The following is a 24272-nucleotide window of genomic DNA, read 5'->3' as shown; positions in this document are numbered from 1 at the left end:
GCGGCCGCGGTCCAGGCAGCCGGGCGGGGCGCGCAGCTCTGAAAGAGCGCCCCTGGCAGACCCGCGAACAGGCAGTTGGAAGACCACGGAGACCGGTAGCCCGAACCGGAAACCGGGACAAGGCGCGGGCCGGATCCCGGGATGGAGGAGCCGCTGGTGCTGGACACTTTGGCCCAAGAAGAGATCGACATATTCGACAACGCAGCCGGAACTGATCCGGCCGTGTTGTTCGCTGCTGCCTATCGAACCTTCGCGGGCCCGGTGCAGGGGTACCTCAAAGCGCGCGGACTCGATGACCCCGAGGCCGTCACCCAGGACGTCTTCATGGCCTTCTACCCCAGGATCAGCACCCTCACCGGCGGCCGGCAGGGCGCAAAGTCCCTGATCTTCTCGATCGCCCACGCCCGCATGGTGGACCACTACCGCAGGCTGGAACGGAGGCCGCAGCTGACACCGTACGACCCCCAGCACGACGGCCGGACCACGCCGTCGGCGGAGGACCACGCCGTGGAACTGACCGGCGGAGCCGAAGCCATGCTGGAAGGGCTCAGTGAGGAACACCAGGAGGTCCTGGCCCTGCGCGTCGTGGCGGACCTCTCCATCGACCAGGTGGCCGCCATCATGGGCAAGAGCGCCGGAGCCATCAAGCAGCTCCAGCGCCGCGCCCTGCAGAACCTGAAGGCACAAACGCTCAAGAGAAACCAGGCACATCATGAGTGACACCGCAGGATCCCGCAACGACGGGGCCGTTGACCAGCTTCTGCTGGAGGCAGGCGTGGACGACGATGGCCAGCTCCGTCACGCCCTGCTCAACCTGCGTGCCCTGGCAGCAGAGGCCCCGGCACCCTCCGCCGAAATCGCAGCGCTGATGGCAGGCCCGTCAGCGGCCGCCACCACCCCGCTCCCCGCGGTCGAACCCGCCCCGGGAACTGCCCCGGGAAGACCGGCCGATGAGCTGGCAGCCCGGCGCAAGGCCAAGCGCCGCATCACGCTCACCACGCTCTCCGTGGCGGCCTCGCTCGCGGCCGGCGGCGCAGTGGCTGCCGCCTCTGACCAAGGGTTCCGCGACTCCATTACCCAGCTGCACCATGCCGTCGCCTCGTTCGTGACAGGTTCCACCGTGGCTCCCGCCGGCAACGGCACCAAGCAGGTTCCGGTGCCCGTGCCGGCAGCGCCCCGGCCGTCGGCAACCAGCAGCGCGGATGCCGTTCCGGCGGCACCCGCGCCCGCCTCGGCACCTGCCGCGGTGGCGCCGTCGAGCGTTCCGGCGCGGCAGGGAAATACTCCCACCCACGGGGCGCCCTCGCAGAAGCATGTGGAGGTTCCCGCAGAACCGGCACTGCCTACGGGTGTTCCAGGGGAGGTCAGGAAGGGCCTGGAACAGGGCCCCAAGCTGCCCGTTCCGTTGCCCACGGAAGTCCCGCTCCCGGGCAAGGCTCCGGACGTTCCCCTGAAGTAGGCCAGACCTAGTAGCCCTGGCCGGCTGCCTTGATCATGGCGCCCGACGGGTCCGACAGGTACCAGACGCCACCCACGCCCTGGCCCAGGACGTCTCCCGCCTTTGTGTCCTTCGCGAAGTAGTAGAGGGGCATGCCGTTCAAGGTCACCTGCTTCTTGCCGTCAGGCGTGGTGATGGTCCCCAGCTTCCCGGTCACTCCCTGGGCGGTGGGCGAACCCGAGGTGGTGGTCAGCGGCGGCCACTGGACCAGGCAGGAGCCAGTGCAGGCGCTGCTGCCGGAGTCCTTGGTGTCCTTGGTGAAGAAATAGAGGCTCATTCCCTTCGCATCCACCACGATGCTGCCCGCCGAGGAGGACGCCGTCTTAAGCTCGGCGGCGGAACTTGCCGGCGAGGATGAGGCGGAGGGGCTTGAGGATGATGACCCGGAAGAGGTTCCGGCCGTGCTGCCGGCCGCACTGGTGGAGCCGCCCGCGGCCGGGCTGGAGGCTGCCGGCGTTGTCCCGGTGCTGCTGCCGCAACCCGTGAGGGCTGCCGCCAGGGCCAGGATGGCAAGGCCTGCCCCGAGATGCTGTTTCATGGTGTGCTCCTTGGCTGTGTGCTTTCTTGGCTGCCATTTGGCGGGCGCCCCGCGCTGGAACACGGGACGCTAACCCCTACGACGCCTCCGGGTAAAGAATGGTTCACAGGAACGCTGTGGCGCCGTGCGATTGAACCGATTCCTGATTCCTGTCGTGGTAACAGCCGGGAGCGCAGGATGCCGTGGCGTTCCCGCGGGCAGTGACGTGGACATGGCAGTGATCGCGGACAGGGCAGTGGCGGGAGGACCGGGATGCCGCTCGACGACAACGTGGTGGAAGCCATCTACCGTGAACACGGCGGCGCGCTGCGCCGCTTCGTGCTCAGCGCCACCCGGGATCCGCAGCTTGCAGAGGACGTGGTCCAGGAAACCGTGCTCCGCGTCTGGCAGCACGCCCCGGAGATCAACGGCAGCTTCCGCAGTTACTTGTACCGCACAGCCAGGAACATCATGATCGACAACTACCGCCGGAGCCAGCGCCGCCCGCATGAGGCCGCCCTGGAAAGCAGCCCCACCGAACCCGCCGAGGTGATGGGCCGCGTCGACGAACTGCTCAATCGTGTCCTGATGGAGGAAGCGCTGCTGCGGCTCAGCAAGGAACACCGGGACGTCCTGGTGGCCCTGCACTACCGCCGGTTCACTGTCAACGAGGCCGCCGTCCAGCTCAATATCCCCAGCGGCACGGTCAAATCCCGCGCTTTTTACGCTCTCCGGGCATTACGCACCATCCTGGACGAAATGGGGGTGGAACGGTGAACACCAACCCGCACTACTTGCTGGGCGCCTATGTCCTCGGCGGCCTTGACGCCGCCGATCTCACCCTTTTCGAGGCCCATCTCCAGGACTGCGCCGGCTGCCGGAAGGAACTGGCGGTGCTGGAGAAAGTGCCAATGCTCCTGGACGCTCTTCCCGTCCCTGACGCACTGGCGCTCAGCGGCGCTCCCGGCGGCAGCGAGGCAGCCGACGCGGGCGTCCCCGGCCGCCTGTTTGACGAACTGGCGCACCGCCGTCGGACATTACGACGGCGGTGGGCGGCGCTGGCGGGGGCTGTTGCCGCTGCGTGCCTGGCCATAGGCCTGGCGGTGGGGCCCATGCTCGTCAGGCCGCCGCAGCCGGATGCCACCTATTCCGTGGCATCCGGGGGAGGGCTGCAGGTGAACATCGATATGGCCCGGAAAACCTGGGGAACCGAGCTCGCGGTGAGCGGCAGCAGCCTGCCGGCGGAAGGAACGCTCTCGCTGTGGGTGCGTGACCGTGCCGGCACTGAGGACCGCGCCTGCGCATGGACCGCCACCCCCAGTGGAAAGGTCAAGGTCACCGGCGCCACGCCCATCCAGCTGGGCAGCATCTCGAGCGTCGAGCTGCGCGACGGTGCCCAGCGGGCCGTGGCGGTCATTACGGTTCCCTAGATTTTCGGGGCCTCGTCCTGGTTGAGTGCTTCCCCGGCGTTACCCAGTGCCCTGAACTCTGCCACCAGGGCTTCGTTCTCGCAGGCGCGCGCGAAGGCGTCGATGCGCCGTTCGATCTCGTGGCCCAGCAGCCAGCTGCCGATCCGCTCCATGATGGGCCGGAGCAAAGCCGGGCGGCATGAAAAGGTGTACTTCCACACTGCCCGGGTGCCGCCGTCGTCAGCGGTGAACCGCCAACCCCCGCCAAAATTCGTGAAGAACCAGGGACCGTCCACCATGGTCATCCCTACGTTCCGGGGCGGTGCGTAGGAGACGTACTGGCTCACCATGGATAAGCCCAGCCGCGACCTGGTGCGGGTGCGGACACCCTTGCCCGGCGCCTGCGCCCCGTCAAGGAAGCCCTGGGCAGAAATGAAGGGGTCCCACTTGAGCCGGAAGTCCCCCGTGGTCTGGGAGAAGGCGAACGCAGTCTCCGGGTCGATGCGGATCAAGCGTTCGGCGCGTACCTGGGGCATGCCTCCACCTAACCACGCGGATGACTGCTACTTGGTCATTTTGGCCAGCCGCGCGCGCATGATCATGTACGCGCCGTAGCAGACCAGCCCGGCTCCCACCGCGGCCAGCAGATAGGGGCCCAGTGGCTGGTCGCGGAGGGCCCGCAGGCCGCCGTCCAGCCCGGTTGAATCCTCAGGATGCTGCTTGATTGTGGCGATGGCAATGAGCAGGCCGGCCAGGAGGAGCACCGTTCCCTTTGCCAGGTAACCCGTCACTCCCAGTGCTGTCACGGCGGTCCTGGCCGGCCCCGGAGCCGGCATCCGCAATTGTTTCTGGAAGGACTTTTTTGGTCCCCGGATCCCGTAGGCCACGCCCGTGACGGCGACCGCCAGGCCGATCAGGACCAGCAGGGCCACGCCGCCCGGGGCCTGCATCATGGAAACGGTGAAGTCGCTCGTGGCCTTGCGGTTGTCACCGCCCGTCCCGGTGCCCGTGACGAAGTGCCACAGGGTCAGGGCAAGGACGGCGTACACGATGGCCTGCAGGGTGGCCTTGGCTTTGTTCTTGACCTTGGTCTTGGTGGCCTGGTGGTTGAAGTCGAAGATCGCATCGCCCGCCTGCCAGAGCGACAACGCTGCGCAGGCCGCGAAGCTGCCCCACAGCAGGAACGGACCCACAGCCATGGTGGCCAGCTCCGCCACCGCGCCGCTGAAATCCGCGCTGCCCGTGCCGCCCACCGCCAGCCGGATGGATATGGCGCCCACCAGCAGGTGCAGGATACCGCTGGCCGCAAACCCTGACCGGGCCAGGATCTCAAGGACGCGCGAATTGGTCACGTCCTCGGCCTTGTCCGCCACCTGTTTCAGTTCTTCTTTGATCGTCTTTCCTTTTGGACAGGCGCGGTAGTGCGCTGGGATGCGTGCCCTTCTTACAAAAGCAATCGTGCCACGCCGCGCGGGCCCCGAACAGTTGGCCCCGGCTTGCTCCAGCGTTCATGCGGCGTTGGTCCTGCGTTTGGGCCCGCGCTGGTCCCGCTCGCTGGTCCCGCGTCGCGCGTCAGGTCCATTGGCGATGGGGAGGGATCCCCATCGCCGCGCTTTCATACCTGTGCAACCATAAGGACCAGCGATTGATACGTACCGCACTCTTTCCGGGGGAAACCATGACTTTTTACGGCGCAGACGTCAGCCAGTTGCGGGCACTGGCCAAGGCCGCGGACCAGGCAGCGACGCTGTTGAGCAGCCGCGCCGGGTCCCTGCACAGCCAGATCCTGGCCGCGCCATGGAAGGGCCGGGACGGTGAACGCTTTCGCCAGGAGTGGAGCGCCAGCCACCGCCCCAGCCTGGACAAAGTGGTGGCAAGCCTGCGGGAGAACTCGAGAATCCTGATGAAGCAGGCCGACGAGCAGGAAAAGGCGTCGACTGCCGGAACCGGTGGGGCCGGCAGCAGCACCTGGGACCGGCTCACCTCGATGGCCACGCAGGCGAAGGAGTGGTTCAAGGAAAGGGCCGAAGAAGCCAGGGCGGCCGCCGAACACCGCCGGGAGCTGGAGGCCGGCCTGGACCGGATGCTCAACGCCAGCCCGGAAGAGCAGGCCAAATGGTGGGCCGGCCTCTCCGATGCTGACCGGAGCTACCTGATCCAGGGCGAGGGCAGCGATGGCCCTTTCGCGGAGGACCTCATGCGCATGGACGGCGGCATTCCCGCGTCCGCGCAGGAGTTGGCAAAGCAGCACCTGCATGAATTGGCCAAGGCGGACATTCCGGTCTACACGGAAACGGGCAAGGCCTCCATCGAAGCCCGGGTTGCGTGGGTCCACGGCGGTGCCGAAGTGGGGACCGAAGTGGTGAAGAACGCCGACGGCTCCGCCACCATGAAGGTGTACGGAAACATGGGCCTGGGCGTCAATGACACAACCGGCACGGCGGGGGCCACGCTGACCGGTGAAGTCTCCCGCGAGTACACCTTCGCCAGCGTGGAGGAAGCCATGGCTGCCCGCGAACAGATGTACCGCGACCTTCCGCCGGACAGCATTGGTGAGATCAAGGACGTGGCCGGCAACCCGCCCGGATACATCCTGGACACCATTAATGACGCGGCGAAGGACAACGGTTCCACCGGACAGACGGACAAGGCCAAGGGAACGTTCTCGCTTGATGCCAGCGGCGAGTCCGGCACGGCGTCCGGTGGGGCGAAGCTGGACCTTGCCTACGAGCGGAACCTGACGGACGGTACCTCCACAGCCAGCGGCGAAGTCTCTGCCCAGGGACAGCTCAAGCTGGACGGCCGGGTCTTCGAGGCCTCCGGCAAAGGCGGCCTGCAGGTCAATATGGACAAGGACAACAACATCGATTCCGTCTCCGTCTCCATGGACGGGACCGTGGCCCAGGGTGTCACGTCGGGTGTGAAGACGGAGGCGGCGAAGTTCGATTCCACAGTCACGGCAGGGACCCAGGGCACGGTCAAGATCGATGTCGATTACTCCCCGGAGAACCGCCCGGTCATCGACAGCTATCTGCGCAACGTGGCACTGGGGAATGACGCGGGCGCCGCGCGTGATGCCGCAAGGTTGTACGAGGCCGGTTCCGCTACCGTGCAGGTGAACTCCGTGGTGACGGCCACCAACGAGGCGGGGTTCAACGTCAAGGTGGGTGAAGTGGACGTCAAGACCGAGAACCAGGCCACCACCAACGTGTCCACGTACTATAAAGTCCCCAACGACACCAAGCTCGAGAGGCTCTGAAACCAATGTCAGTGCACATCGAATCCCCGCTGGGCTTCACCGCAGACTTTCCCGAGCACACCCAGGTCCTGGACGATTCCACGGCCGGACCCAACAGCGAGCAGTACGGCCTGCTGGGTGGCGTCCTGGTCACCGTGATCAAGGACGACACCTCCGTTCAGGATGCGCCGCAGGCCAACGGCTGGGCCCACCTGATGTCGGACTTCTACCTTGAGGACCGCGGCGGCACCCTCCTGGCGGAGGGTGAGCTGAACCTGCCCGGCAAGGCCGCCTACGCCGTGGTTGTGGGATATGACGACGACGGCGGGCCGGCCAAGGTGGCCGCCACAGTGGGCGTGTGGGAAAGCGGCCGGTTCATCGGCGTCGTGGTGGTCTGGCCCTACCTGAACCCCGAAGCGGAACCGCGCCTGGACATGCTCAAGGAGATCGTGGCCGCCATCAACGTCGGCTAGGGGCTTTCCCGGCTCGCCGCTTAGCGGCGGCGGTAGCAGAGATCGAAGATCAGCCGACCGGCTTCGTGGGCCTTCGCCTCGAAGCTGGTCCGGATCCTGCCCTCGAAGCGGGGAGCCCAGCCGCCTGTTTCGTCCACGCCTTCGTTGGGCCCGGTGTGTTCCGTGCTCACCGGCGCGCGTCCCTCACGCACAGGTGCCCCGCCCACCACGGATTCGACGCCGGATTGCCACACCTGGGTCAGCGGACTTTCCGGTCCGCGGCGCTCCCCGGTGTGCAGGTTCTCGAAGTCCTCTGAACCCGCCATGACATCCCTGACGTGGACGGCATAGTTTGACCAGTCGGTGGCGATCCGGAACAGGCCCCCGGGCTTCAACGCGCGCGCCGCCAGGCCGGCGAACTCGGGCTGGATGAGGCGGCGCTTGTGGTGCCGCGACTTGTGCCACGGGTCCGGGAAGAAGACCCACAGTTCACTGACCGAGCCTTCGGGCAACATGGTGGCCAGCACCTCAGGCGCGTTCGCTTCCACCACGCGGACGTTGTTCAAGCCCCGGCTGTTGATCTTGATGATGGTGTTGGCCAGCCCGGGCGTGTACACCTCCACGGCCAAGAAGTCCGTGTCCGGGTTCTGTTCGGCCGCATGGCAGATGGCATCGCCAAGTCCTGAGCCGATCTCGACGATGAGCGGGGCCTCGCGGCCGAATTCCGCCGCGGCGTCGAAGGTGTACTCGGGGTGCACAGAGGTGTTGGCTACGTGCCGTGGAACGTTGATTGCCCACCGCTCGGCGTGTTCAGCCCAGGCAGCCTGCCGCCGGCCCTGCAGCCGGGTACCGCGGCGCACGAAGCTGACCGGGCGGCCGCCGTACGTGCCGAAGGAGGCCTGGGTGCCGGGCGTGACAGGCCGCGGGACATGCGGCTGCTGGGGGTTTTCAGGGGATTCGCTCATCCCTTCCAGAATAGCGCCGCAGGGACCGCGGAAGATCGGAGCGCCCGGAACAGTGTGTGCCCGGAGCACGCTGACGCTCAGAACACGCCTATGAGGTCGAGTGCCGGACCGAGTGCCAAGGCGAAGACAACACCGCAGATGCAGAGGGCAACTGCCGCCGCGGCGCGGCTTCCCGATCCCCATGGCAACTGTTTCAGCGCTGGGAGTGCCAGCCGGAGACTGAGCGAGGCGAAGAGGAGAGGCAGGCTGAACAGCACGAAGGGAGCTGCCCAAGGGGTGCGGGAGTAGCCGTTGTCCGAATAGGTCAGGAGCATGGCCAGCCCGGCGAACGGCCCGGTCAGGAACATGCTGACCGGGGCAAGGATCGCCAGGACCAGGCTGTTCGTCGCTTTATGGCTGGGCGCTCCCGGCGGCTGGGCCGGCCCGGCTTGGGAGGGGGGCGGCCCCGTCCCGTCCGCCGGCGCATTTTCCGGCGATGCGTCCTCCAGCGGTCCACCCTCCAGCGCCCGGCTCTCCGGCCGGGTGGGGCGGGGGTCCTGTGACGGTGTGGTTTCCATGCTGCTCCCGTTGGTTGGTGCTGCCAGGTGCGTGGCTGCGGCTGGTAACAACGTACGAAGGCGGGTGCATCGCCGGAAGGCAGCGCTTCCCGTATGTGGAAAACTCCAGTCCGGCGCTCGCCTGCAAGAATGGGCGGATGACCGACGCAACGAATGCGGAAGCGGGGAAGCAGCAGCGAACGGCTGCCTCCGGGGACGCCCATGGCCGGACCCGGACGGGCAGCAGCCTGGTGGACATCAGCACCCTGGTGGATGCAGAAATCGATGAGCTTCCGGCACCTGAACCCACCCGGGTGGGCAGCCGCCGCGCCCTGGCCTACCTTGGCGTGTGCCTGGTCCTCATCGGCCTGAACCTGCGCAGCGTCTTTTCCAGCCTCTCCGCCGTCCTGCCGGAGGTCACTTCCCAAGCGGCGCTGCCGGGCTGGTCCGTGGTGGTGCTGACCACCGTTCCCGTGACACTGCTGGGTGTGTTCGCACCGCTGGCGCCGGTCCTGGCCCGCCGGTTCGGGGCGGAGCGGGTGCTGCTGGGGGCCATGGCATTGCTGACCGCCGGGCTGCTGCTGCGGCCTGTGGACACCGGGGCGGTCACGGGCGGTTCCGGCCACCTGCCTGCCCTCCTGGCTGGCACGGCAGCCTGCGGCGCGGCGATCGCACTGTGCAATGTGCTTCTCCCGGGCCTCGTGAAACGCGACTTCCCCCACCGGCTGGGACTCATGGGCGGCCTCTACACCACTGCCATCTGCGCGTCAGCCGCGCTGGGTGCGGGCTTCACCTACCCGGTCTACACAGCGACGGGGGAGTGGACCAGGGCGCTGTGGGTCTGGGCGCTGCCCGCCGCCGTCGTGCTTCTCCTGTTCCTGCCGGTGGCCCTGCGGCAGGGGACTGTCCGGCACCAGGCGGTCAGGGACGGCGTGAACGTGTGGCGCTCACCGGTCGCCTGGCAGGTCACCATCTTCATGGTGCTGCAGGCCATGATGTCCTTCAGCGGCTTCGCATGGCTGGCGCCCATCCTCCGTGAAAGGGGCGTGGACGGGGCCACCGCAGGGCTGATTGTTGCCGTGTGCATCGTGCTGCAGATGCTGGGGTCCCTGTTCGCCCCCGCCCTGGCCGCGAGGTTCCAGGACCAGCGCGCCATCAACACCGTGGTGGCCCTGATGACGGGCGGGGGGTTCGTGCTGAGCATCCTGGGCCCGCTGGACCTCATTTGGGTGTGGGCCGGGCTGCTCGGACTGGGCCAGGGAAGCCTCACCGCCGCTGCCCTGACCCTGATCATGCTCCGCACCCGAGACGGGCACACCGCCGCGCACCTCTCCGGCATGATGCAGGGTGTTGGCTACGGGGTGGGCTCCACGGGCACGCTCATGGTGGGGCAGCTGCACCAGGCAACAGGCTCCTTTGTTCCTGCCGGAGTCCTGTTCACGGTGGTGGGCCTGCTGGCGGCGGTCTTCGGCTACCGGTCCGGCCGGAACCGGTTCGTGGAGTAGGGAAACGCTGTGCGGGACTCCACCCTTCCGGCCGCCCACCCCACTGCCGGGATCTTCAGTCCCCCGTACCTCTGGGTGACCGTGGGAACCTGCGCCCTGGTGTTCCTTGCCGCCTTCGAATCCCTTGCGGTGACCACCATCATGCCCCTGGTCAGCCGGGAGCTGAACGGCGGAAGCCTCTACGCCCTGGCGTTTGCGGGACCACTGGCCACCGGCGTGATCGGCATGGTGGGGGCCGGAAACTGGTCAGACCGCCGCGGGCCCGCAATGCCGCTGTACAGCTCCGTGGCCCTGTTCGTGCTGGGGTTGCTGATCGCTGGCACGTCGGTGTCCATGCCAATGCTCGTCGGGGGCCGCCTGGTGCAGGGACTCGGCGGCGGCGCACTCACCGTGGCCCTTTACGTGCTGGTGGCGCGGTTCTTCCCCGGACCGCTGCATCCGAGGATCTTCGCTGCGTTTTCGGCCGCCTGGGTGATCCCGTCGCTGGTGGGACCCTTCGCGGCCGGCGTCGTGGCCCAGGTCTTCAGCTGGCACTGGGTGTTCCTGGGAGTGGTGGGCCTGGTCATTCCCGCGCTGGTGATGATCGTGCCGGTGCTGCGCGGCCTGAACGAGCCCGAAGAGACAAGCCTTCCGGCAGAGAAAGGCCAGCCGCAAGACACCGCCGCATCTGGACACACAGCGACGCCGTGGGCCCTGGGCCGGCTGGGTTGGGCAGTGCTTGCCGCGCTGGCGGTGCTGGGGCTCAACCTCTCCGCGGACGCCAGCATCCCTGACTTTCCCGCCGCCACGGCACTGCTGGCGGTCGCCGCCGTCGTCCTTGCCCTGGTGGCTGTCCGGCCCCTGGTGCCGGCAGGTACCCTCACCGCCCGGCGCGGGCTGCCCAGCGTGATCCTGGCGCGGGGACTGGCCTCGGCATCATTCTTCGGCGCCGAAGTTTATCTGCCGTACCTCCTGATCGACCAGTACGGGTTCCCGCCAACCTTGGCCGGCCTGACCCTCACCGGCGGAGCGCTCGCCTGGGCCGGTGCTGCCGCGGTGCAGGGCCGGCTGGGTTCACGTCTGCCCCACCGAAGTGCGGTCCAGACCGGGTCGCTGATGGTCCTGGCGGCCGTGCTCCTGGCCCTGGCCACCACGGCGCTGCACTGGCCGGCCGCCATCGCCATCGCCGGCTGGGTCCTGGCAGGCGGCGGCATGGGCCTGCTCTACCCGCGCCTGAGCGTGATGACCCTGGCACTGTCCACTAAGGCGGATGAAGGTTTCAACAGCTCAGCGATGTCCATTTCGGACTCCCTGGGCGGCGCGCTGTCGCTGGCCACCACAGGAATCGTCTTCGCGGCATTTACGACGCCGGTCCAGTCCTTCGCAGGGGTCTTCGCCTTTACCGCGGCCATCGGGGTCGCCGCGGCCCTGGTGGCGCCGCGCGTCACCACCCAGGAGCCGTTACGGAACTAGGGCAGGCGGGTGGCGCGCAGGACGACGTCGGCAATCGTGGCCTCCTGCCCGTCCGGCCCGGTCACCGGCCGCTCCCGGCTGGTGAGGACCTCCAGCTGCCACCCGGGAGCATCAAGCCCCAGTTCGCGGACCAGGTCGTCAGCGGTGTAGAACATTTCCCGGTGGTTGTGGTGGTCGTTGCCCCAGGGCGGCAGCCGGTCCGGGTGGTGGCCCACCACCAGCAGCGTTCCGCCAGGCTTGACGGCTGAGGCGGCCGTGCGCAGCGGGATCCGCCAGTCCAGCTCCCGGGAATGCAGGAACTGCGACGTCACCAGGTCGTAGGAAGTACCGGGCTGCCACTGTGTCAGGTCCGCCTGTTGCCAGGTGATCCGGCTTTTGATGTCGCCGTTGGACGCGTGCACGCTTTCCCGCGCCAGCTCGGCCAGCTCGTGGGAGCGGGCCCGCTCCAGGGCAACGGCGGAAACGTCGACGGCGGTCACGGACCAGCCTTGCTGGGCCAGCCAGATGGCGTCGGCGCCTTCGCCGCATCCCAGTTCCAGCGCCTTTCCGGGCCGCAGTCCACCGGCCTCACGGACCAGCTGCGGGTTCGGCTTCCCGCTCCAGAGCCTCGCTTTGGTGCGGTACCGCCCGTCCCAGGCGGATGCCGCATCGATGCCGCCGCCAACCACTTCCGGTGGGCCGCCGCCGTCGTGCGCGTGATCTTCGTGCTGGTGCGCGTCCTGGTGCCGCCCCGGGTCTTCGCTCATGCCTCAACACTGCCCCGCCATGTGCCCAAAGGCAACGCCGCGGACGGGTGTGGGGCGGCGGGATGCTAGACTGGAGGAACTTGATGTGCAGTGATGCCGCCTGCTCCTGACTGGAGATCCTTTCCAGGGAGTGGGCTTTCTTCATGTGAGAGGCACATCCTGCGTCGATGAACGCGTTCCATTTGGTCCCGGCCGGCTGTCCCTATTTACAGCGCCCGGTTTGATCACCTGACTTTTCTTCGGCGAAACCCCTGGTCCAACCGGCATCGGGGGCCGATATCCGCCCGGATACCGCCAGAAAGACCGTAAAAAACTACATGACTACTTTTGCTGCCCTCGGTACTCCCAAGGCCCTTGCAGACACCCTCACCGCGCAGGGAATCGTTGAACCGTTCCCCATCCAGGTCAAGACCCTCCCGGACACGCTGTCCGGCCGTGACGTCCTGGGCCGTGGCCGGACCGGATCCGGAAAAACCATTGCGTTTGCCATCCCGCTTGTAGCAAGACTCGCTGAGCGGGAAGCCAAGTACTTCCGCAAGCCCGGCCGCCCCATGGGCCTGGTCCTGGCACCCACCCGTGAACTGGCAACCCAGATCAACGCCACCATCGAGCCGCTGGCCAAGGCCGCCGGCCTGAACACCACCGTGATCTACGGCGGCATCTCCCAGGCCCGGCAGGAAAAGGCGCTGCGCGCCGGCGTCGACATCGTCATCGCCTGCCCCGGGCGCCTGGAGGACCTGATCCGCCAGCGCATCCTCAGCCTTGAGGCCGTGGAGATCACCGTCCTGGACGAGGCCGACCACATGGCCGACCTCGGCTTCCTTCCCGTGGTCAAGAAGCTCATGGACATGACCCCCAGCCAGGGCCAGCGCCTGCTCTTCTCCGCCACTTTGGACAACGGCGTGGACAAGATCGTCCAGCGCTACCTGTCCAACCCGCTCACCCACTCCGTGGATGACCCGCAGGCAGCGGTGACCACCATGGAGCACCACGTGCTGGTGGTCAACGACCAGACCGTCAAGAAGCAGCTGATCGTGGAGCTGGCCTCCGGAGCCGGACGCCGTGTCCTCTTCATGCGGACCAAGCACCACGCCCGCAAGCTGGCCAAGACCCTGACCGATGCCGGCATTCCGGCCGTCGACCTGCACGGCAACCTCTCGCAGAATGCCCGTGACCGCAACCTGGCGGAGTTCTCCAACGGCGACGTCCGCGTCCTGGTGGCCACTGACGTCGCCGCCCGCGGTGTGCACGTTGACGACGTCGAACTGGTCATCCACGTTGACCCGCCCACCGAGCACAAGGCGTACCTGCACCGTTCCGGCCGCACCGCGCGTGCCGGTTCCGACGGCACCGTAGTCACGCTGACCCTGCCCGAGCAGCAGGCTGACGTGAAGAAGCTCATGAAGGCCGCCGGCGTCGACGTGAACTTCGAGCGCGTCACGGCCAACTCGCCGATCGTGGCCGACCTGGTGGGCGAAATCGCCGACAAGGTGGACCCCCGCACCCGCGCCGCACTGATGGCGGCCAAGGCCCCCAGGCAGGGCGGCGGCACCTCCACCGGTGCCAACGCCGAACGCAAGCGTGCACGCCGCCAGGCTGCACCGTCTGCCGGTGGGCGTGGCGGCCGTGGTGGACGTGGCAAGGTTTCCGCCGAACCGTCCCGCACCGATGTTCCCCGCGCCGAGCGCCGGGCCGCGGCCTTCGAAGGACGCACGGAAGCCCGCGCAGCCTTCGACCGCAATGCAGAGCAGAACGAGGACCGCGCCGTGGCAGCAGCCGCTGCCCGCCGCAACGCACGTGGCCGCGGCACGGCTTCCACGCACCGCAACGACGTTCCCGCAGCAGGTGGCCGCTCATCGGCCGGCCGCGGATCGAACGGACGTGCAGCCGAGGGCCGCAGCGATTCCCGGATTACCCGCAGCGACGCTCCCCGCGGCGGCACCGGACGCCCTGCCTCGGGCGGTGGCCAGCGCAGCGGGCGTCCCGCAACCGGCCAGCGCGCAGCAGCAGGTACGTCCGGCCAGCGCTCCGCGGGTGCGACCGGCGGCAGCAAGGCCGTCTGGTCCTCCAACACCGGCGGAACCTCCGGGGGTTCTTACGGTTCGGGCAGCGGCGCCTCCGGCAACGGCGGTTCCGGCCGTCCCGCCCGCAGCGGCCCCCGCCGCGCATCCGCCCCGGCGTCGAACGAACGCCGCGGCCGCTAATCCCCACTGGCTCCCTATCGAGTGCTCCGTACCTGTCGTTTAGACGCGTCATAACGACAGGTATGGAGCACTCGGTGCTTTTAACGGCTACCAGCCGCGGGCTCGCCACTCCTCAAGGTGCGGCCGCTCCGCACCCAGCGTGGTGGGCTTGCCGTGCCCGGGGTGGACGACGGCGGTGTCCGGGTAGGCGCCGAACAGCCGCTCCGTGACGTCGGACAGGAGCTGGGCGAAGCGTTCCGGGTCCTTCTGCGTGTTTCCCACGCCGCCGGGGAACAGCGAGTCGCCGGAAAAAATGTGCGCAGGACCTTCAGGGTCCTCATACACGAAGGCGACCGAGCCCGGCGTATGGCCGCGCAGGTGCACGGCGGTCACATCGAAGCCGTCGAAGTTGCCAACGTCGCCATGGCTGAGCCGGACGTCGACGGGTACAGGCAACGCGTCGGCGTCGTCCACCCCTGCAGCGGTCCGCGCCCCCGTGGCTTCCACCAGTTCCTTCAGCGCCCGCACATGGTCCCAGTGCTGGTGCGTTGTGGCGATCAGCGCGAGCCGCGGCGCGGCCGAGGTGTCCGCAGCCCCGTCCGCCAGCAACCGCTCGATGGCCGGAAGGTCGTCCGCGGCGTCAATCAACAACTGCGCACCACTGTCCTTGGCCGTCAGCAGGTACACATTGTTGTCCATTTCGCTGATGGAAATGCTCCGGATGGTCAGGGCCGGCAGGTCGTAGAGAAGAGAGTCCATGGGCCCAGTCTAGGGACGGGTTACAGGTCAAGCGGCATGGTGGTGGAGTAGACCTGCTTGGACGGCGGGCCGGCGAGGATCTCATGCAGGCCGCTTCTGCCTTCCGGCGTGGCCCGCCAGGCGGCGTAGTCGTCATGGTCCTGCGTGGTGGCCCAGGTTTCCACCACCAGGATGTGGCAGGGATCCGCGTCATCAACAAGTGCTTCGATGCCCTGGTTGCCGGGCCATGCGCGGGTGGCGGCGAGCGTTTCGGAGAGGTATCTCGCGGCGTCTTTCCGGTGGGCGGGATCGATCTGGACTTCAAAGTGGACGATGGCAGTCATGGGGCTCCTTGGCATGTGCTGGGCAGTGGTTGGATCAGGGACGGTTGACCCGTACCCACTGCGTGCAACATGGCCGCGCTGCGCTTTCTTCCCCCGGCTGAATCAGTTGGAGCCGCTGTGACCTGGGCTGGAGAAGCAGTGAGGAGATTCATAAAAGTGGGCCTTTAGCTGACCCAGTTGCTAGCGTCGAAAGTCAAGCCAGACTCTTCATGACGCCGGGCTGAGTGCTTTTGCCCGTACCCGAAGGGGCGCGTGAGACCGGCGTCTGGACCACAGCCTCAAAACTGAAATGGGATCCGATGAGCCAAAAAGCAGCACCCCCTGCGGGCACCGCGGGGCCTAAAACACCAGAACGCAAGACTCCGGCTGCCGCTGGAGCCGGCCCTTCCGTGGCTGCCCCGGAAGCCAAAACCCGCGTGAACAAGACCGTCTTCCTCGGCTCGGCCGTCGGAGTGGTGGGCATCGCCTTGTGGGCGATGCTCGCCAAGGACAACGCCGATGCCGTCATCGGCGCCATGGTGGGCTGGGTTTCCACCAATATGGGCTGGTACTACTTCCTGATCGTCACCGCTGTGGTCATCTTCGTCCTGATTGCCGCGCTGTCCCGGGTGGGCAGGACGAAGCTGGGGCCGGACCACTCCAAGCCGCAGTTCGGGATGTTTACGTGGGCGGCCATGCTCTTCGCGGCGGGCATCGGCATCGACCTGATGTTCTTTTCCGTATCCGAACCCGTCAGCCAGTACCTCGCGCCGCCGCAGGGTGAAGGCGGAACGGCCGAAGCAGCCCGGCAGGCGCTGGTCTGGACCCTTTTCCACTACGGCATCACCGGCTGGGCGCTCTACGCCCTCATGGGCCTGGCGCTGGGGTACTTCTCCTACCGCCACAACCTTCCGCTGAGTATCCGCTCGGCCCTGTATCCGATCTTCGGCAAGAAGATCGAAGGACCCATGGGGCACGCAGTCGATATCGCTGCCCTGCTCGGCACCATCTTTGGCATCGCCACGTCCCTGGGCATCGGCGTCGTCCAGCTCAACTACGGGCTGAACTTCATGTTCGGCATCCCGGAGAACCTCGCAGTGCAGATCGGCCTGATCGTGCTGTCCGTGGTGATGGCAACGGTGTCCGTAGTGTCCGGCGTCGAAAAGGGAATCCGCCGGCTGTCTGAACTGAATGTCATCCTGGCCGTGGCCCTGATGCTGTTCATCCTGGTGACCGGCAAGACCAACTTCCTGCTGGACGGAATCATTCAGAACATCGGCGACGTCATGAGCCGGTTCCCCGCCATGACCTTGGACACCTTCGCCTACGACCGGCCAACCGACTGGATGAACGCCTGGACCCTGTTCTTCTGGGCCTGGTGGATCGCCTGGGCCCCCTACGTTGGCCTGTTCCTGGCCCGCATCTCCCGCGGCCGCACCATCCGGCAGTTCGTGCTGGGCACCATGACCGTTCCCTTCCTCTTCATCGTGCTCTGGATCTCGATCTTCGGAAACTCCAGCCTGGACCTGATCATGAACGGCAACGCCGCATTCGGCGAGACGGCCATGAACTACCCGGAGCGCGGCTTCTACAGCCTGCTGGCGCAGTACCCGGCCGTTCCCGTCACCGCTGCGGTGGCAACCTTCACCGGGCTGCTGTTCTACGTGACATCCGCGGACTCCGGCGCGCTGGTCATGTCCAACTTCACCTCCCACCTTAAGGATGCGGACTCGGACGGCCCCGAGTGGATGCGGGTCTTCTGGGCCGTGGCCACCGGCCTGCTGACCCTGGCCATGCTGACCGTAGGCGGCGTGACCACGCTGCAGAATGCCACGATCGTGATGGGGCTGCCTCTGTCGCTGCTGCTGGTGTTGATCATGCTGGGCCTCTACAAGGCGTTGCGGGTGGAGAACTCACTCAACGACAGCTACCGCGCAAGCCTTCCCGGCATCATCACCGGCCGTGCAGCGGACCAGCGCGCCGGCCGGACCTGGCGCCAGCGGCTCTCCCGCGCCATGAGCTATCCCGGTAGGAAGCAGACCACCCGCTTTGCCGAAACCGTCGCCGTTCCGGCGCTGCAGGAGGTGGAAGCGGAGCTGCGCGAACAGGGCGCCGAGACCACACTGGCCATCTCCAGGGTGGAGGCCTGCGGGATTCCGAGCATCGACCTGCAGCTGGCCATGGGGGAGGAGCGGGCTTTCAAGTACCAGATCTATCCGGTCCAGTACGAGACCCCCAGCTACGCCACCCGGCGCGCCGACCCGGACGACCACTATTACCGGATGGAGGTGTTTTCCCTGGAGGGCAGCCACGGCTACGACCTCATGGGATACACCAAGGAGCAGGTCATCACGGACGTCCTGGACCACTACGAGCAGCACCTGGAATTCCTGCACCTCAACCGTGCTGCGCCGGGAACCACCCTGCTGGTTGAGGACCAGGTGGCAAAAGACAATTGGGAATCAGACTTCGACATGCAGGAGGAAACAAAGTGAGCACGTCTACGCTTTTCATCGGCGGCAGCTGGACCGCAGCGTCCGACGGCGGCACCCGGGACATCCACTGCCCTGCGGACGGAAAGCTGGTTGGCTCTGTCGCGGAAGCCACAGCGGCGGACGCTGAGCGCGCGGTGCACGCCGCACGGGCTTCCTTCGACGCCGGCGAGTGGGCCGGGAAGTCTCCCCTGGAGCGTGGGACCTTCCTGCTTCAGGTGGCCAACCGGCTGCGTGAACGCAAGGACGACTTCGCCCGTGCAGAGACGCTCGATACCGGCAAGCGCCTGGTGGAAAGCGAAATCGACATGGATGACATCGCCAACTGCTTCGAGTACTTCGGCAAGCTGGCCGGCCAGGACTCAGGCCGGGTGGTGGACGCCGGCAGCCCCACCGTGGTCAGCCGCATCGAGTACGAACCCGTAGGCGTGTGCTCCCTCATCGCACCGTGGAACTACCCGCTGCTGCAGGCCGCCTGGAAGATTGCGCCCGCACTCGCAGCCGGCTGCAGCTTCGTCCTCAAGCCCAGCGAACTGACGCCGCACACCTCCATCCTCACGATGGAAGTCCTCCAGGAGCTGGGACTGCCCGACGGCGTCGCCAACCTGGTCCTGGGTGACGGCAAGGTGGTGGGCCCGGTCCTGTCCGGCCATCCGGAGGTTGACCTGGTGTCCTTCACCGGCGGCCTGGAGACAGGGAAGGCCATCGCGGCTTCGGCCGCCGGAACCGTCAAGAAGGTGGCGCTGGAGCTCGGCGGCAAGAACCCGAACATCATTTTCGCGGATGCCAATTTCGACGCCGCCCTGGACAACGCGCTCAACGCCGCGTTCGTACACTCCGGCCAGGTGTGCTCCGCGGGTGCCCGCCTGATCGTTGAGGAGTCCATCGCGGAGAAATTCGTGGATGAGCTGGTCCGCCGCGCCGAACAGATCCGGCTGGGCGGCCCGTTCGATCCCGACGCCGAAACCGGACCGCTGATCTCGGCCGTCCACCGGGATAAAGTCACCGCTTACGTGGAGAAGGGCATTGCTGTAGGTGCCCGCCTGCGCTGCGGCGGCAAGTGGGGCGAAGGCGAGCTGGAAAAGGGCTTCTACTACCTGCCTACCGTCCTTGACCAGGTGAAGAGCGGCATGTCCGTGGTGGTGGATGAAGCCTTCGGCCCCGTGGTCACCGTGGAGACCTTCACCACCGAGGCCGAAGCCGTGAAGACCGGCAACGACACGCACTACGGCCTGGCCGGTGCCGTATGGTCCCAGGATGCCGGGAAGGCCCAGCGCGTTGCCCGGTCGCTGCGCCACGGAACCATCTGGATCAACGATTTCCACCCCTACCTGCCGCAGGCGGAGTGGGGCGGCTTTGGCCAGTCGGGCGTGGGCCGCGAACTGGGGCCCTCCGGCCTGGCCGAGTACCAGGAAGCCAAACACATCTACCAGAACATCGACCCGCAGGTCACCGGCTGGTTCAGCGACCACTCCGCCGCACCTGCAGAAGGGAAGTAGGACACATGGCACACGGAACGAAGACTGATTTCGACTACATCGTGATCGGCGGCGGGTCCGCAGGGGCTGCCGTGGCGTCCCGCCTGAGCGAGGACCCCTCGCTGGAGGTGGCCCTGGTGGAAGCAGGGCCCGATGACCGGAATCTGCCCGAGATCCTGAAGCTGGACCGCTGGATGGAACTCCTGGAGTCCGGCTACGACTGGGACTACCCCATCGAGGAGCAGGAAAACGGCAACTCCTTCATGCGCCACGCCCGGGCCAAGGTGATGGGCGGCTGCTCCAGCCACAACTCCTGCATCGCCTTCTGGGCGCCGCGTGAAGACATCGACGAGTGGGAGCAGAAGTTCGGTGCCGCCGGCTGGAACTCGGACATGGCTTACCGCCTCTACAAGCAGCTGGAGACCAACGAGGACGCCGGCCCGGACGCGCCGCACCACGGTGACAGCGGTCCCGTCCACCTGATGAATGTCCCGGCCACGGATCCCACCGGCCGCGCCATGCTGGAAGCCTGCGAACAGGCCGGAATTCCCAAGGTGCACTTCAACACCGGCGACACCGTGATCAACGGTGCCAGCTTCTTCCAGATCAACCGCCGCGCTGACGGCACCCGGTCCTCCAGTTCCGTGTCCTACATCCACCCCGTCATGGACCGGAAGAACTTCACCCTGCTGACCGGGCTGCGCGCCAAGGAACTGACGTTCGACGACGCCAACCGCTGCACCGGCGTGGCCGTGGTGGACAACGCCTTCGCCAAAACCCACCAGCTCACCGCCAGGTCCGAGGTGATCGTCTCCACCGGCGCCATCGATTCACCCAAGCTGTTGATGCTGTCCGGGATCGGCCCGGCCGCGCAGCTGGATGAGTTCGGGATCCCCGTGCACGTTGATTCCCCCGGCGTGGGCGAGCACCTGCAGGACCACCCCGAGGGCGTCATCCAGTGGGAGGCCAAGCAGCCCATGACCCAGACCTCCACCCAGTGGTGGGAGGCCGGCATCTTCACCACCACCGAAGAGGGCCTGGACCGTCCGGACCTGATGTTCCACTACGGCTCGGTCCCGTTCGACATGCACACCCTGCGCCAGGGCTTCCCCACCACGGAGAACGGTTTCTGCCTGACACCCAACGTCACGCACGCCCGCTCCCGCGGCACTGTCAAGCTGCGCAGCAAGGATTTCCGCGACAAGCCCAAGGTGGATCCCCGCTACTTTACCGATCCCGACGGCCACGATATGCGCGTCATGACCGCGGGCATCCGCAAGGCCCGTGAGATCGCCGCCCAGCCCGCGCTGGCTGAGTGGGTGGGCACCGAGCTGTACCCCGGCGCGGCCATCCAGAGCGATGAGGAGATTGCGGACTACATCCGCAAGACCCACAACACCGTGTACCACCCCGCGGGGACGGTGCGGATGGGGGCGGACGACGACGCCATGTCACCGCTGGATCCGGAGCTGCGGGTCAAGGGTGTCACCGGCCTCCGGGTGGCGGACGCGTCCGTCATGCCTGAGCTGACCACCGTGAACCCGAACATCACCACCATGATGATCGGCGAACGGTGCGCCGAACTGGTCCGTGAAGCACGCACCGCCGACCTCGTCAGGTAGGCGGTGGCGTGCTATTCCCGCCCTTCGGACACCCAGTTGGGGTCCGCGGAACGGGAACCAACGACGGCGTCCGACGCCGCGTCCAGGGCCTCAAGGTGCGCCGGGGTAAGGTCCAGGGCCAGTGCGCCAAGGTTTTCATCGATCCGCGCGGCCTTGCGGGTGCCGGGGATGGGGACAACCGGCAGGCCCAGCCGCGTGCCTTGCGCGAACAGCCAGGCCAGGGCGACCTGCGCCGGTGTGGCGCCGAGCTGTTCTGCCACGGACCGGACAGCGTCCACCACGGCCTGGTTGGCGCCTGCGGCGTCCGGGGCAAAGCGGGGGATGTTCCGCCGGAAGTCCTTCTCGCCCAGGCTTGCGGTGTCGACGGTTCCGGTGAGGAAGCCGCGGCCCAGCGGGGAGTACGGGACGAAGCCCACGCCCAGGCCTGCGGCGGCGGGAACAACGTTGCGTCCCACGTCCCGGCTCCAAATGGACCATTCGCTCTGGACCGCGGCGATCGGGTGGACCGCTGCCGCGTCCTGCAGTTCCTGGGCTGTCACCTCGGACAGGCCCAGGTGCTTGACCTTTCCCTGCTTCACCAGCTCCGCCATGGCACCCACGGTTTCCTCGATGGGGACCCGGACGTCGCGGCGGTGCATGTAGTACAGATCGATGACGTCGGTGCCCAGCCGCTGCAGGCTCCGCTCAACGGCCTCACGCACATACCCGGCATCGCCGCGGATGTCCGTGTAGCCGTCAGTCGGGGTGCCCACCAGCGCAAACTTGGTGGCCAGCTGGACCTCGTCCCGCCGTTCCTTGAGTAACTGCGAAATCAGCTCCTCGTTGCTGCCGCCGCCATAGATGTCCGCGGTGTCGATGAAGCTGACGCCGGCGTCGACCGCATGGTGCAGGGTCCGCAGAGCCTCGACGGGGTCAACGTCGCCGTACACGGGGGTGAGGGCCATGCCGCCGAAACCGAGGCGGCTGACGGCCAGGCCGTCGCCGAGTTGGACAGTGCCGCCAGCGTTGGTGGGTGCGTTTGCCATGGGTGCTCCTGTTCGTTTCCTGCTCTTGAAATTGGTTGTTTACAGCCAGGGGATGATGCGGTCCGCGGCCGGGCGGGTGGCCTGGATCAGGCGGGCGTTGGCTTCGTCGGGACCGGAGGCCCAGGCCACCGCAGCCCCGCGCTCCATCCCGAACGACACGTGCCGGTCCACCAGGCGCTGCAGCCGGAGCGCGGGCGGCGTTTCGAGGAACCACACCTCGTCCAGCTGCGCCCGCACCTCTTTCCACGGCTCCTGCTCCGCCAGCAGGTAGTTGCCCTCCGTGATGACCAGCGGGACGTCGGCCGGGACGGCGATGGAGGCGGCCACGGGCTCGTCCAGGGTGCGGCGGAACTCCGGCGCGTAGACCACTGCCTCGTCCCGGCGCGCCAGGCGGCGCAGCAGCGACAGGTAACCGCCGGCGTCGAACGTATCGATGGCGCCTTTGCGCTGCCGGAGCGGTGTCCCCTCGATGATCGCGTTGCCCAGGTGGAAGCCGTCCATGGGGACCACAACCGACGTCCCTGGGCTGAACTGCTCCTGCAGCCAGGCCGCAAAGGTGGACTTGCCGGACCCCGGCGCCCCGGCGATGCCCAGGATGGTCCGCGTTCCGGGCACCAGCCGGCGCCGGAGGGCGTCCACGGCCATGGTGATCTCGGGGGAGTCCATGGCAAAAGCCTAGTCACCGTTGCGCGCGCGGTGCGTCTTTTCCGCCCGGGAGGGCCTTCAGGCCCGCGGCGCAACCCACGATCCCGGCGATGAACAGCAGCTTCACCACGCTGAAGGGCTCCACGCCGGTGGCCATGGCCCAGCTGACCGTCAACGCGGCGCCGATGCCCACCCAGATCGCGTAGGCCGTGCCCAACGGAATGCTCCGGATGGCCATGCCCAGGCCCAGCATGCTCAGGGTTGCGGTGACGGCGAAGATGGTGGTTGGCAGGGGCTGGCTGAATCCGTCCGACAGGCCCAGGGCAGTGGCCCAGACCGCCTCCAGGACCGCAGAGGCCAGGAGCACCAGCCACGGAGCAGACCGGTTCAGCATCACGCCACCACCTTCAGGCCAACCACGCACGCGGCGATGCCGGAGAGCAGCAGCAGGCGCGCCGCCGTCGGACGTTCCACCCTGGTGGCCATCGCGTAGGTGGAGGTCAGGACCACGCCCACTCCCACCCACACGGCGTAGGCCGTGCCCGTGGGAATGGACTGCATGGCCACGGCCAGTCCGCCGGTGCTGGCGGCCACGGCCACCAGGAACAGGGCTGCAGGGGCCAGGCGCCGGCGTCCGGAAGCCCGGGACGCCCGGTGCAGGGCAGCTGCCCAGACGGCCTCCAGCGCGCCGGAAAGAATGAGGATTAACCACGACATGACCAGATCCTTTGGCCAGTCTTGTCGCGTACCGGGTACTGAACCGTCGTCCGGAGGCCCCGATGCGGAGCCTTGGCTTCCAAGGTAGCAACGCCCGACGCCGGGTGGCCACCGTTGGTGCCCAACCTCACCGCCTGCCCAGGTACTTAGCGTGAAGGATCCACTCGGTCGATGGAAACCACTGCCAGGAAGCCGCGGCCCAGGATCTCGGGGGAGTCCGTGTCGGATCCCACTACGGCGTCATAACGGTCCAGTTCCAGTGGCTCTGCGCCGCTCCCGCCGGCTTTCGCCTGTCCCTGCAGCAGCACCCCCAGCTGCCCCTCAAACACCGGGTGGGCCCGCTTCTTGGACAGCTCGATGATGGACGTGTAGCCCCTGTAGGCGGCCGTGCGGGTGATGACGTTGAGGTCCCGGATATCCCCGGTGGGCAGCTTGGCCCCGGTGGCAGCGGCGCCGTCGAACCTGAAGGGACGGTACTTCTCGAGGGGATGCTCTGCGCCGTCCACGGCGAGCAGCAGCAGTTCCCCCTCAATGACCGTCAGGACGCGCTCCATGCCGGGAAACGCCGAAAAGTCCCCTGCCTTGGCCACGTCCGCGATGCTCACCCGCCAGTCCCAGCCGCCATCTTCCGAGCCCTGGCGCGCTATTTCCCTGGTCACCCCGCCGCCGTTGCGCCATGGTTCGGCCTTGAGCTCTGCGAAGCGGATGATCTGCATCAGCCCAGCCTAGTT

General features: G+C 67.3%; 25 protein-coding genes and 1 riboswitch. Of the genes, 12 read left to right on the top strand and 13 right to left on the bottom strand.

Features of this window, described 5'->3' with window-relative positions; all coding sequences use genetic code 11:
* Positions 1-141 precede the first annotated feature (141 nt).
* Entirely contained in the window at positions 142-720 is a 579-nt protein-coding gene (locus ACTAQI_RS14535; RefSeq protein WP_457946787.1) for an RNA polymerase sigma factor, read from the top strand.
* A complete protein-coding gene (locus tag ACTAQI_RS14530; RefSeq protein ID WP_457946786.1) occupies positions 713-1459 on the top strand; it encodes a hypothetical protein in 747 nt (248 codons plus the stop codon). The genes ACTAQI_RS14535 and ACTAQI_RS14530 overlap by 8 nt, the downstream gene beginning before the upstream one ends.
* Positions 1460-1466: 7 nt before the next feature.
* Here ACTAQI_RS14530 and ACTAQI_RS14525 read toward each other — a convergent pair whose 3' ends face one another.
* Positions 1467-2036 carry a COG4315 family predicted lipoprotein gene (locus ACTAQI_RS14525; protein WP_457946785.1) on the bottom strand — a complete coding sequence of 190 codons (570 nt, stop codon included), beginning with the start codon at positions 2034-2036 and terminating at the stop codon, positions 1467-1469.
* Positions 2037-2288: 252 nt separating this feature from the next.
* Between ACTAQI_RS14525 and ACTAQI_RS14520 the strand changes: the two genes are divergently transcribed.
* Complete coding sequence (locus ACTAQI_RS14520) at positions 2289-2792, top strand: sigma-70 family RNA polymerase sigma factor (RefSeq protein WP_457946783.1); 504 nt, start codon at positions 2289-2291, stop codon at positions 2790-2792.
* Positions 2789-3445 (top strand): anti-sigma factor family protein, encoded by a 657-nt coding sequence (locus ACTAQI_RS14515; RefSeq protein WP_457946782.1) that lies wholly within the window; start codon positions 2789-2791, stop codon positions 3443-3445. The genes ACTAQI_RS14520 and ACTAQI_RS14515 overlap by 4 nt, the downstream gene beginning before the upstream one ends.
* Here the strand turns inward: ACTAQI_RS14515 and ACTAQI_RS14510 are convergent.
* On the bottom strand, positions 3442-3960 hold the full coding sequence (locus tag ACTAQI_RS14510; RefSeq protein ID WP_457946780.1) for a type II toxin-antitoxin system RatA family toxin: 519 nt from the start codon (positions 3958-3960) through the stop codon (positions 3442-3444). The two genes, ACTAQI_RS14515 and ACTAQI_RS14510, sit on opposite strands and share 4 nt — an antisense overlap.
* A 27-nt stretch (positions 3961-3987) precedes the next feature.
* On the bottom strand, positions 3988-4806 hold the full coding sequence (locus ACTAQI_RS14505; protein WP_457951067.1) for a DUF1206 domain-containing protein: 819 nt from the start codon (positions 4804-4806) through the stop codon (positions 3988-3990).
* Between the two features lie 296 nt (positions 4807-5102).
* Here ACTAQI_RS14505 and ACTAQI_RS14500 point away from each other — a divergent pair, with 296 nt between their 5' ends.
* Complete coding sequence (locus ACTAQI_RS14500) at positions 5103-6683, top strand: hypothetical protein (RefSeq protein WP_457946779.1); 1581 nt, start codon at positions 5103-5105, stop codon at positions 6681-6683.
* 5 nt (positions 6684-6688) lie between these two features.
* Positions 6689-7135 carry a hypothetical protein gene (locus tag ACTAQI_RS14495; RefSeq protein ID WP_457946777.1) on the top strand — a complete coding sequence of 149 codons (447 nt, stop codon included), beginning with the start codon at positions 6689-6691 and terminating at the stop codon, positions 7133-7135.
* Between the two features lie 20 nt (positions 7136-7155).
* Here ACTAQI_RS14495 and trmB read toward each other — a convergent pair whose 3' ends face one another.
* Both trmB and ACTAQI_RS14485 read right to left on the bottom strand, forming a co-directional pair.
* A complete protein-coding gene (trmB, locus tag ACTAQI_RS14490; RefSeq protein WP_457946775.1) occupies positions 7156-8079 on the bottom strand; it encodes a tRNA (guanosine(46)-N7)-methyltransferase TrmB in 924 nt (307 codons plus the stop codon).
* Positions 8080-8156: 77 nt separating this feature from the next.
* Positions 8157-8636: a hypothetical protein gene (locus ACTAQI_RS14485; RefSeq protein ID WP_457946774.1), complete on the bottom strand. Its 480-nt coding sequence runs from the start codon at positions 8634-8636 to the stop codon at positions 8157-8159.
* Positions 8637-8773: 137 nt separating this feature from the next.
* Between ACTAQI_RS14485 and ACTAQI_RS14480 the strand changes: the two genes are divergently transcribed.
* Complete coding sequence (locus tag ACTAQI_RS14480) at positions 8774-10120, top strand: MFS transporter (RefSeq protein ID WP_457946773.1); 1347 nt, start codon at positions 8774-8776, stop codon at positions 10118-10120.
* A gap of 9 nt (positions 10121-10129) precedes the next feature.
* Entirely contained in the window at positions 10130-11572 is a 1443-nt protein-coding gene (locus ACTAQI_RS14475) for an MFS transporter (RefSeq protein ID WP_457946772.1), read from the top strand.
* Here the strand turns inward: ACTAQI_RS14475 and ACTAQI_RS14470 are convergent.
* Positions 11569-12318 (bottom strand): class I SAM-dependent methyltransferase, encoded by a 750-nt coding sequence (locus ACTAQI_RS14470; protein ID WP_457946770.1) that lies wholly within the window; start codon positions 12316-12318, stop codon positions 11569-11571. The genes ACTAQI_RS14475 and ACTAQI_RS14470 overlap by 4 nt on opposite strands.
* A 317-nt stretch (positions 12319-12635) precedes the next feature.
* Here ACTAQI_RS14470 and ACTAQI_RS14465 point away from each other — a divergent pair, with 317 nt between their 5' ends.
* Positions 12636-14522 carry a DEAD/DEAH box helicase gene (locus ACTAQI_RS14465; protein ID WP_457946768.1) on the top strand — a complete coding sequence of 629 codons (1887 nt, stop codon included), beginning with the start codon at positions 12636-12638 and terminating at the stop codon, positions 14520-14522.
* An 87-nt stretch (positions 14523-14609) separates the two neighbouring features.
* Here the strand turns inward: ACTAQI_RS14465 and ACTAQI_RS14460 are convergent, their stop codons facing one another.
* Positions 14610-15260: an MBL fold metallo-hydrolase gene (locus tag ACTAQI_RS14460; RefSeq protein ID WP_457946766.1), complete on the bottom strand. Its 651-nt coding sequence runs from the start codon at positions 15258-15260 to the stop codon at positions 14610-14612.
* Between the two features lie 20 nt (positions 15261-15280).
* On the bottom strand, positions 15281-15583 hold the full coding sequence (locus ACTAQI_RS14455) for a putative quinol monooxygenase (RefSeq protein WP_457946764.1): 303 nt from the start codon (positions 15581-15583) through the stop codon (positions 15281-15283).
* Between the two features lie 299 nt (positions 15584-15882).
* Between ACTAQI_RS14455 and betT the strand changes: the two genes are divergently transcribed.
* The 3 genes from betT to ACTAQI_RS14440 are packed head-to-tail and all read left to right on the top strand — an operon-like array spanning position 15883 to position 21154.
* On the top strand, positions 15883-18057 hold the full coding sequence (gene betT, locus ACTAQI_RS14450) for a choline BCCT transporter BetT (protein ID WP_457946762.1): 2175 nt from the start codon (positions 15883-15885) through the stop codon (positions 18055-18057).
* A complete protein-coding gene (locus ACTAQI_RS14445; RefSeq protein ID WP_457946761.1) occupies positions 18054-19553 on the top strand; it encodes an aldehyde dehydrogenase family protein in 1500 nt (499 codons plus the stop codon). The genes betT and ACTAQI_RS14445 overlap by 4 nt, the downstream gene beginning before the upstream one ends.
* 5 nt (positions 19554-19558) lie before the next feature.
* Positions 19559-21154, top strand: coding sequence for a GMC family oxidoreductase (locus ACTAQI_RS14440; protein WP_457946760.1), 1596 nt, complete (start codon positions 19559-19561; stop codon positions 21152-21154).
* Between the two features lie 11 nt (positions 21155-21165).
* On the opposite strand, the gene ACTAQI_RS14435 is transcribed toward ACTAQI_RS14440, so the two are convergent.
* The 5 genes from ACTAQI_RS14435 to ACTAQI_RS14415 all read right to left on the bottom strand — a co-directional run bounded on the left by ACTAQI_RS14435 (position 21166) and on the right by ACTAQI_RS14415 (position 24257).
* The gene (locus ACTAQI_RS14435; protein WP_457946759.1) at positions 21166-22179 is read right to left on the bottom strand and encodes an aldo/keto reductase; all 1014 of its coding nucleotides are present in this window, start codon (positions 22177-22179) and stop codon (positions 21166-21168) included.
* Between the two features lie 39 nt (positions 22180-22218).
* Positions 22219-22845, bottom strand: a complete 627-nt coding sequence (locus ACTAQI_RS14430; RefSeq protein ID WP_457946758.1) for a nucleoside/nucleotide kinase family protein — start codon at positions 22843-22845, stop codon at positions 22219-22221.
* Between the two features lie 13 nt (positions 22846-22858).
* Positions 22859-23218, bottom strand: coding sequence for a DMT family transporter (locus tag ACTAQI_RS14425; protein ID WP_457951066.1), 360 nt, complete (start codon positions 23216-23218; stop codon positions 22859-22861).
* Entirely contained in the window at positions 23218-23541 is a 324-nt protein-coding gene (locus tag ACTAQI_RS14420; RefSeq protein ID WP_457946757.1) for a DMT family transporter, read from the bottom strand. The genes ACTAQI_RS14425 and ACTAQI_RS14420 overlap by 1 nt, the downstream gene beginning before the upstream one ends.
* A 10-nt stretch (positions 23542-23551) precedes the next feature.
* A riboswitch (guanidine-III (ykkC-III) riboswitch) is annotated at positions 23552-23617 on the bottom strand.
* 70 nt (positions 23618-23687) lie between these two features.
* A complete protein-coding gene (locus tag ACTAQI_RS14415) occupies positions 23688-24257 on the bottom strand; it encodes a HutD/Ves family protein (protein ID WP_457946756.1) in 570 nt (189 codons plus the stop codon).
* Positions 24258-24272: the final 15 nt, after the last annotated feature.

This window comes from Pseudarthrobacter sp. alpha12b (assembly GCF_054130495.1).
This window is presented reverse-complemented; position numbering and strand designations above follow the sequence as displayed.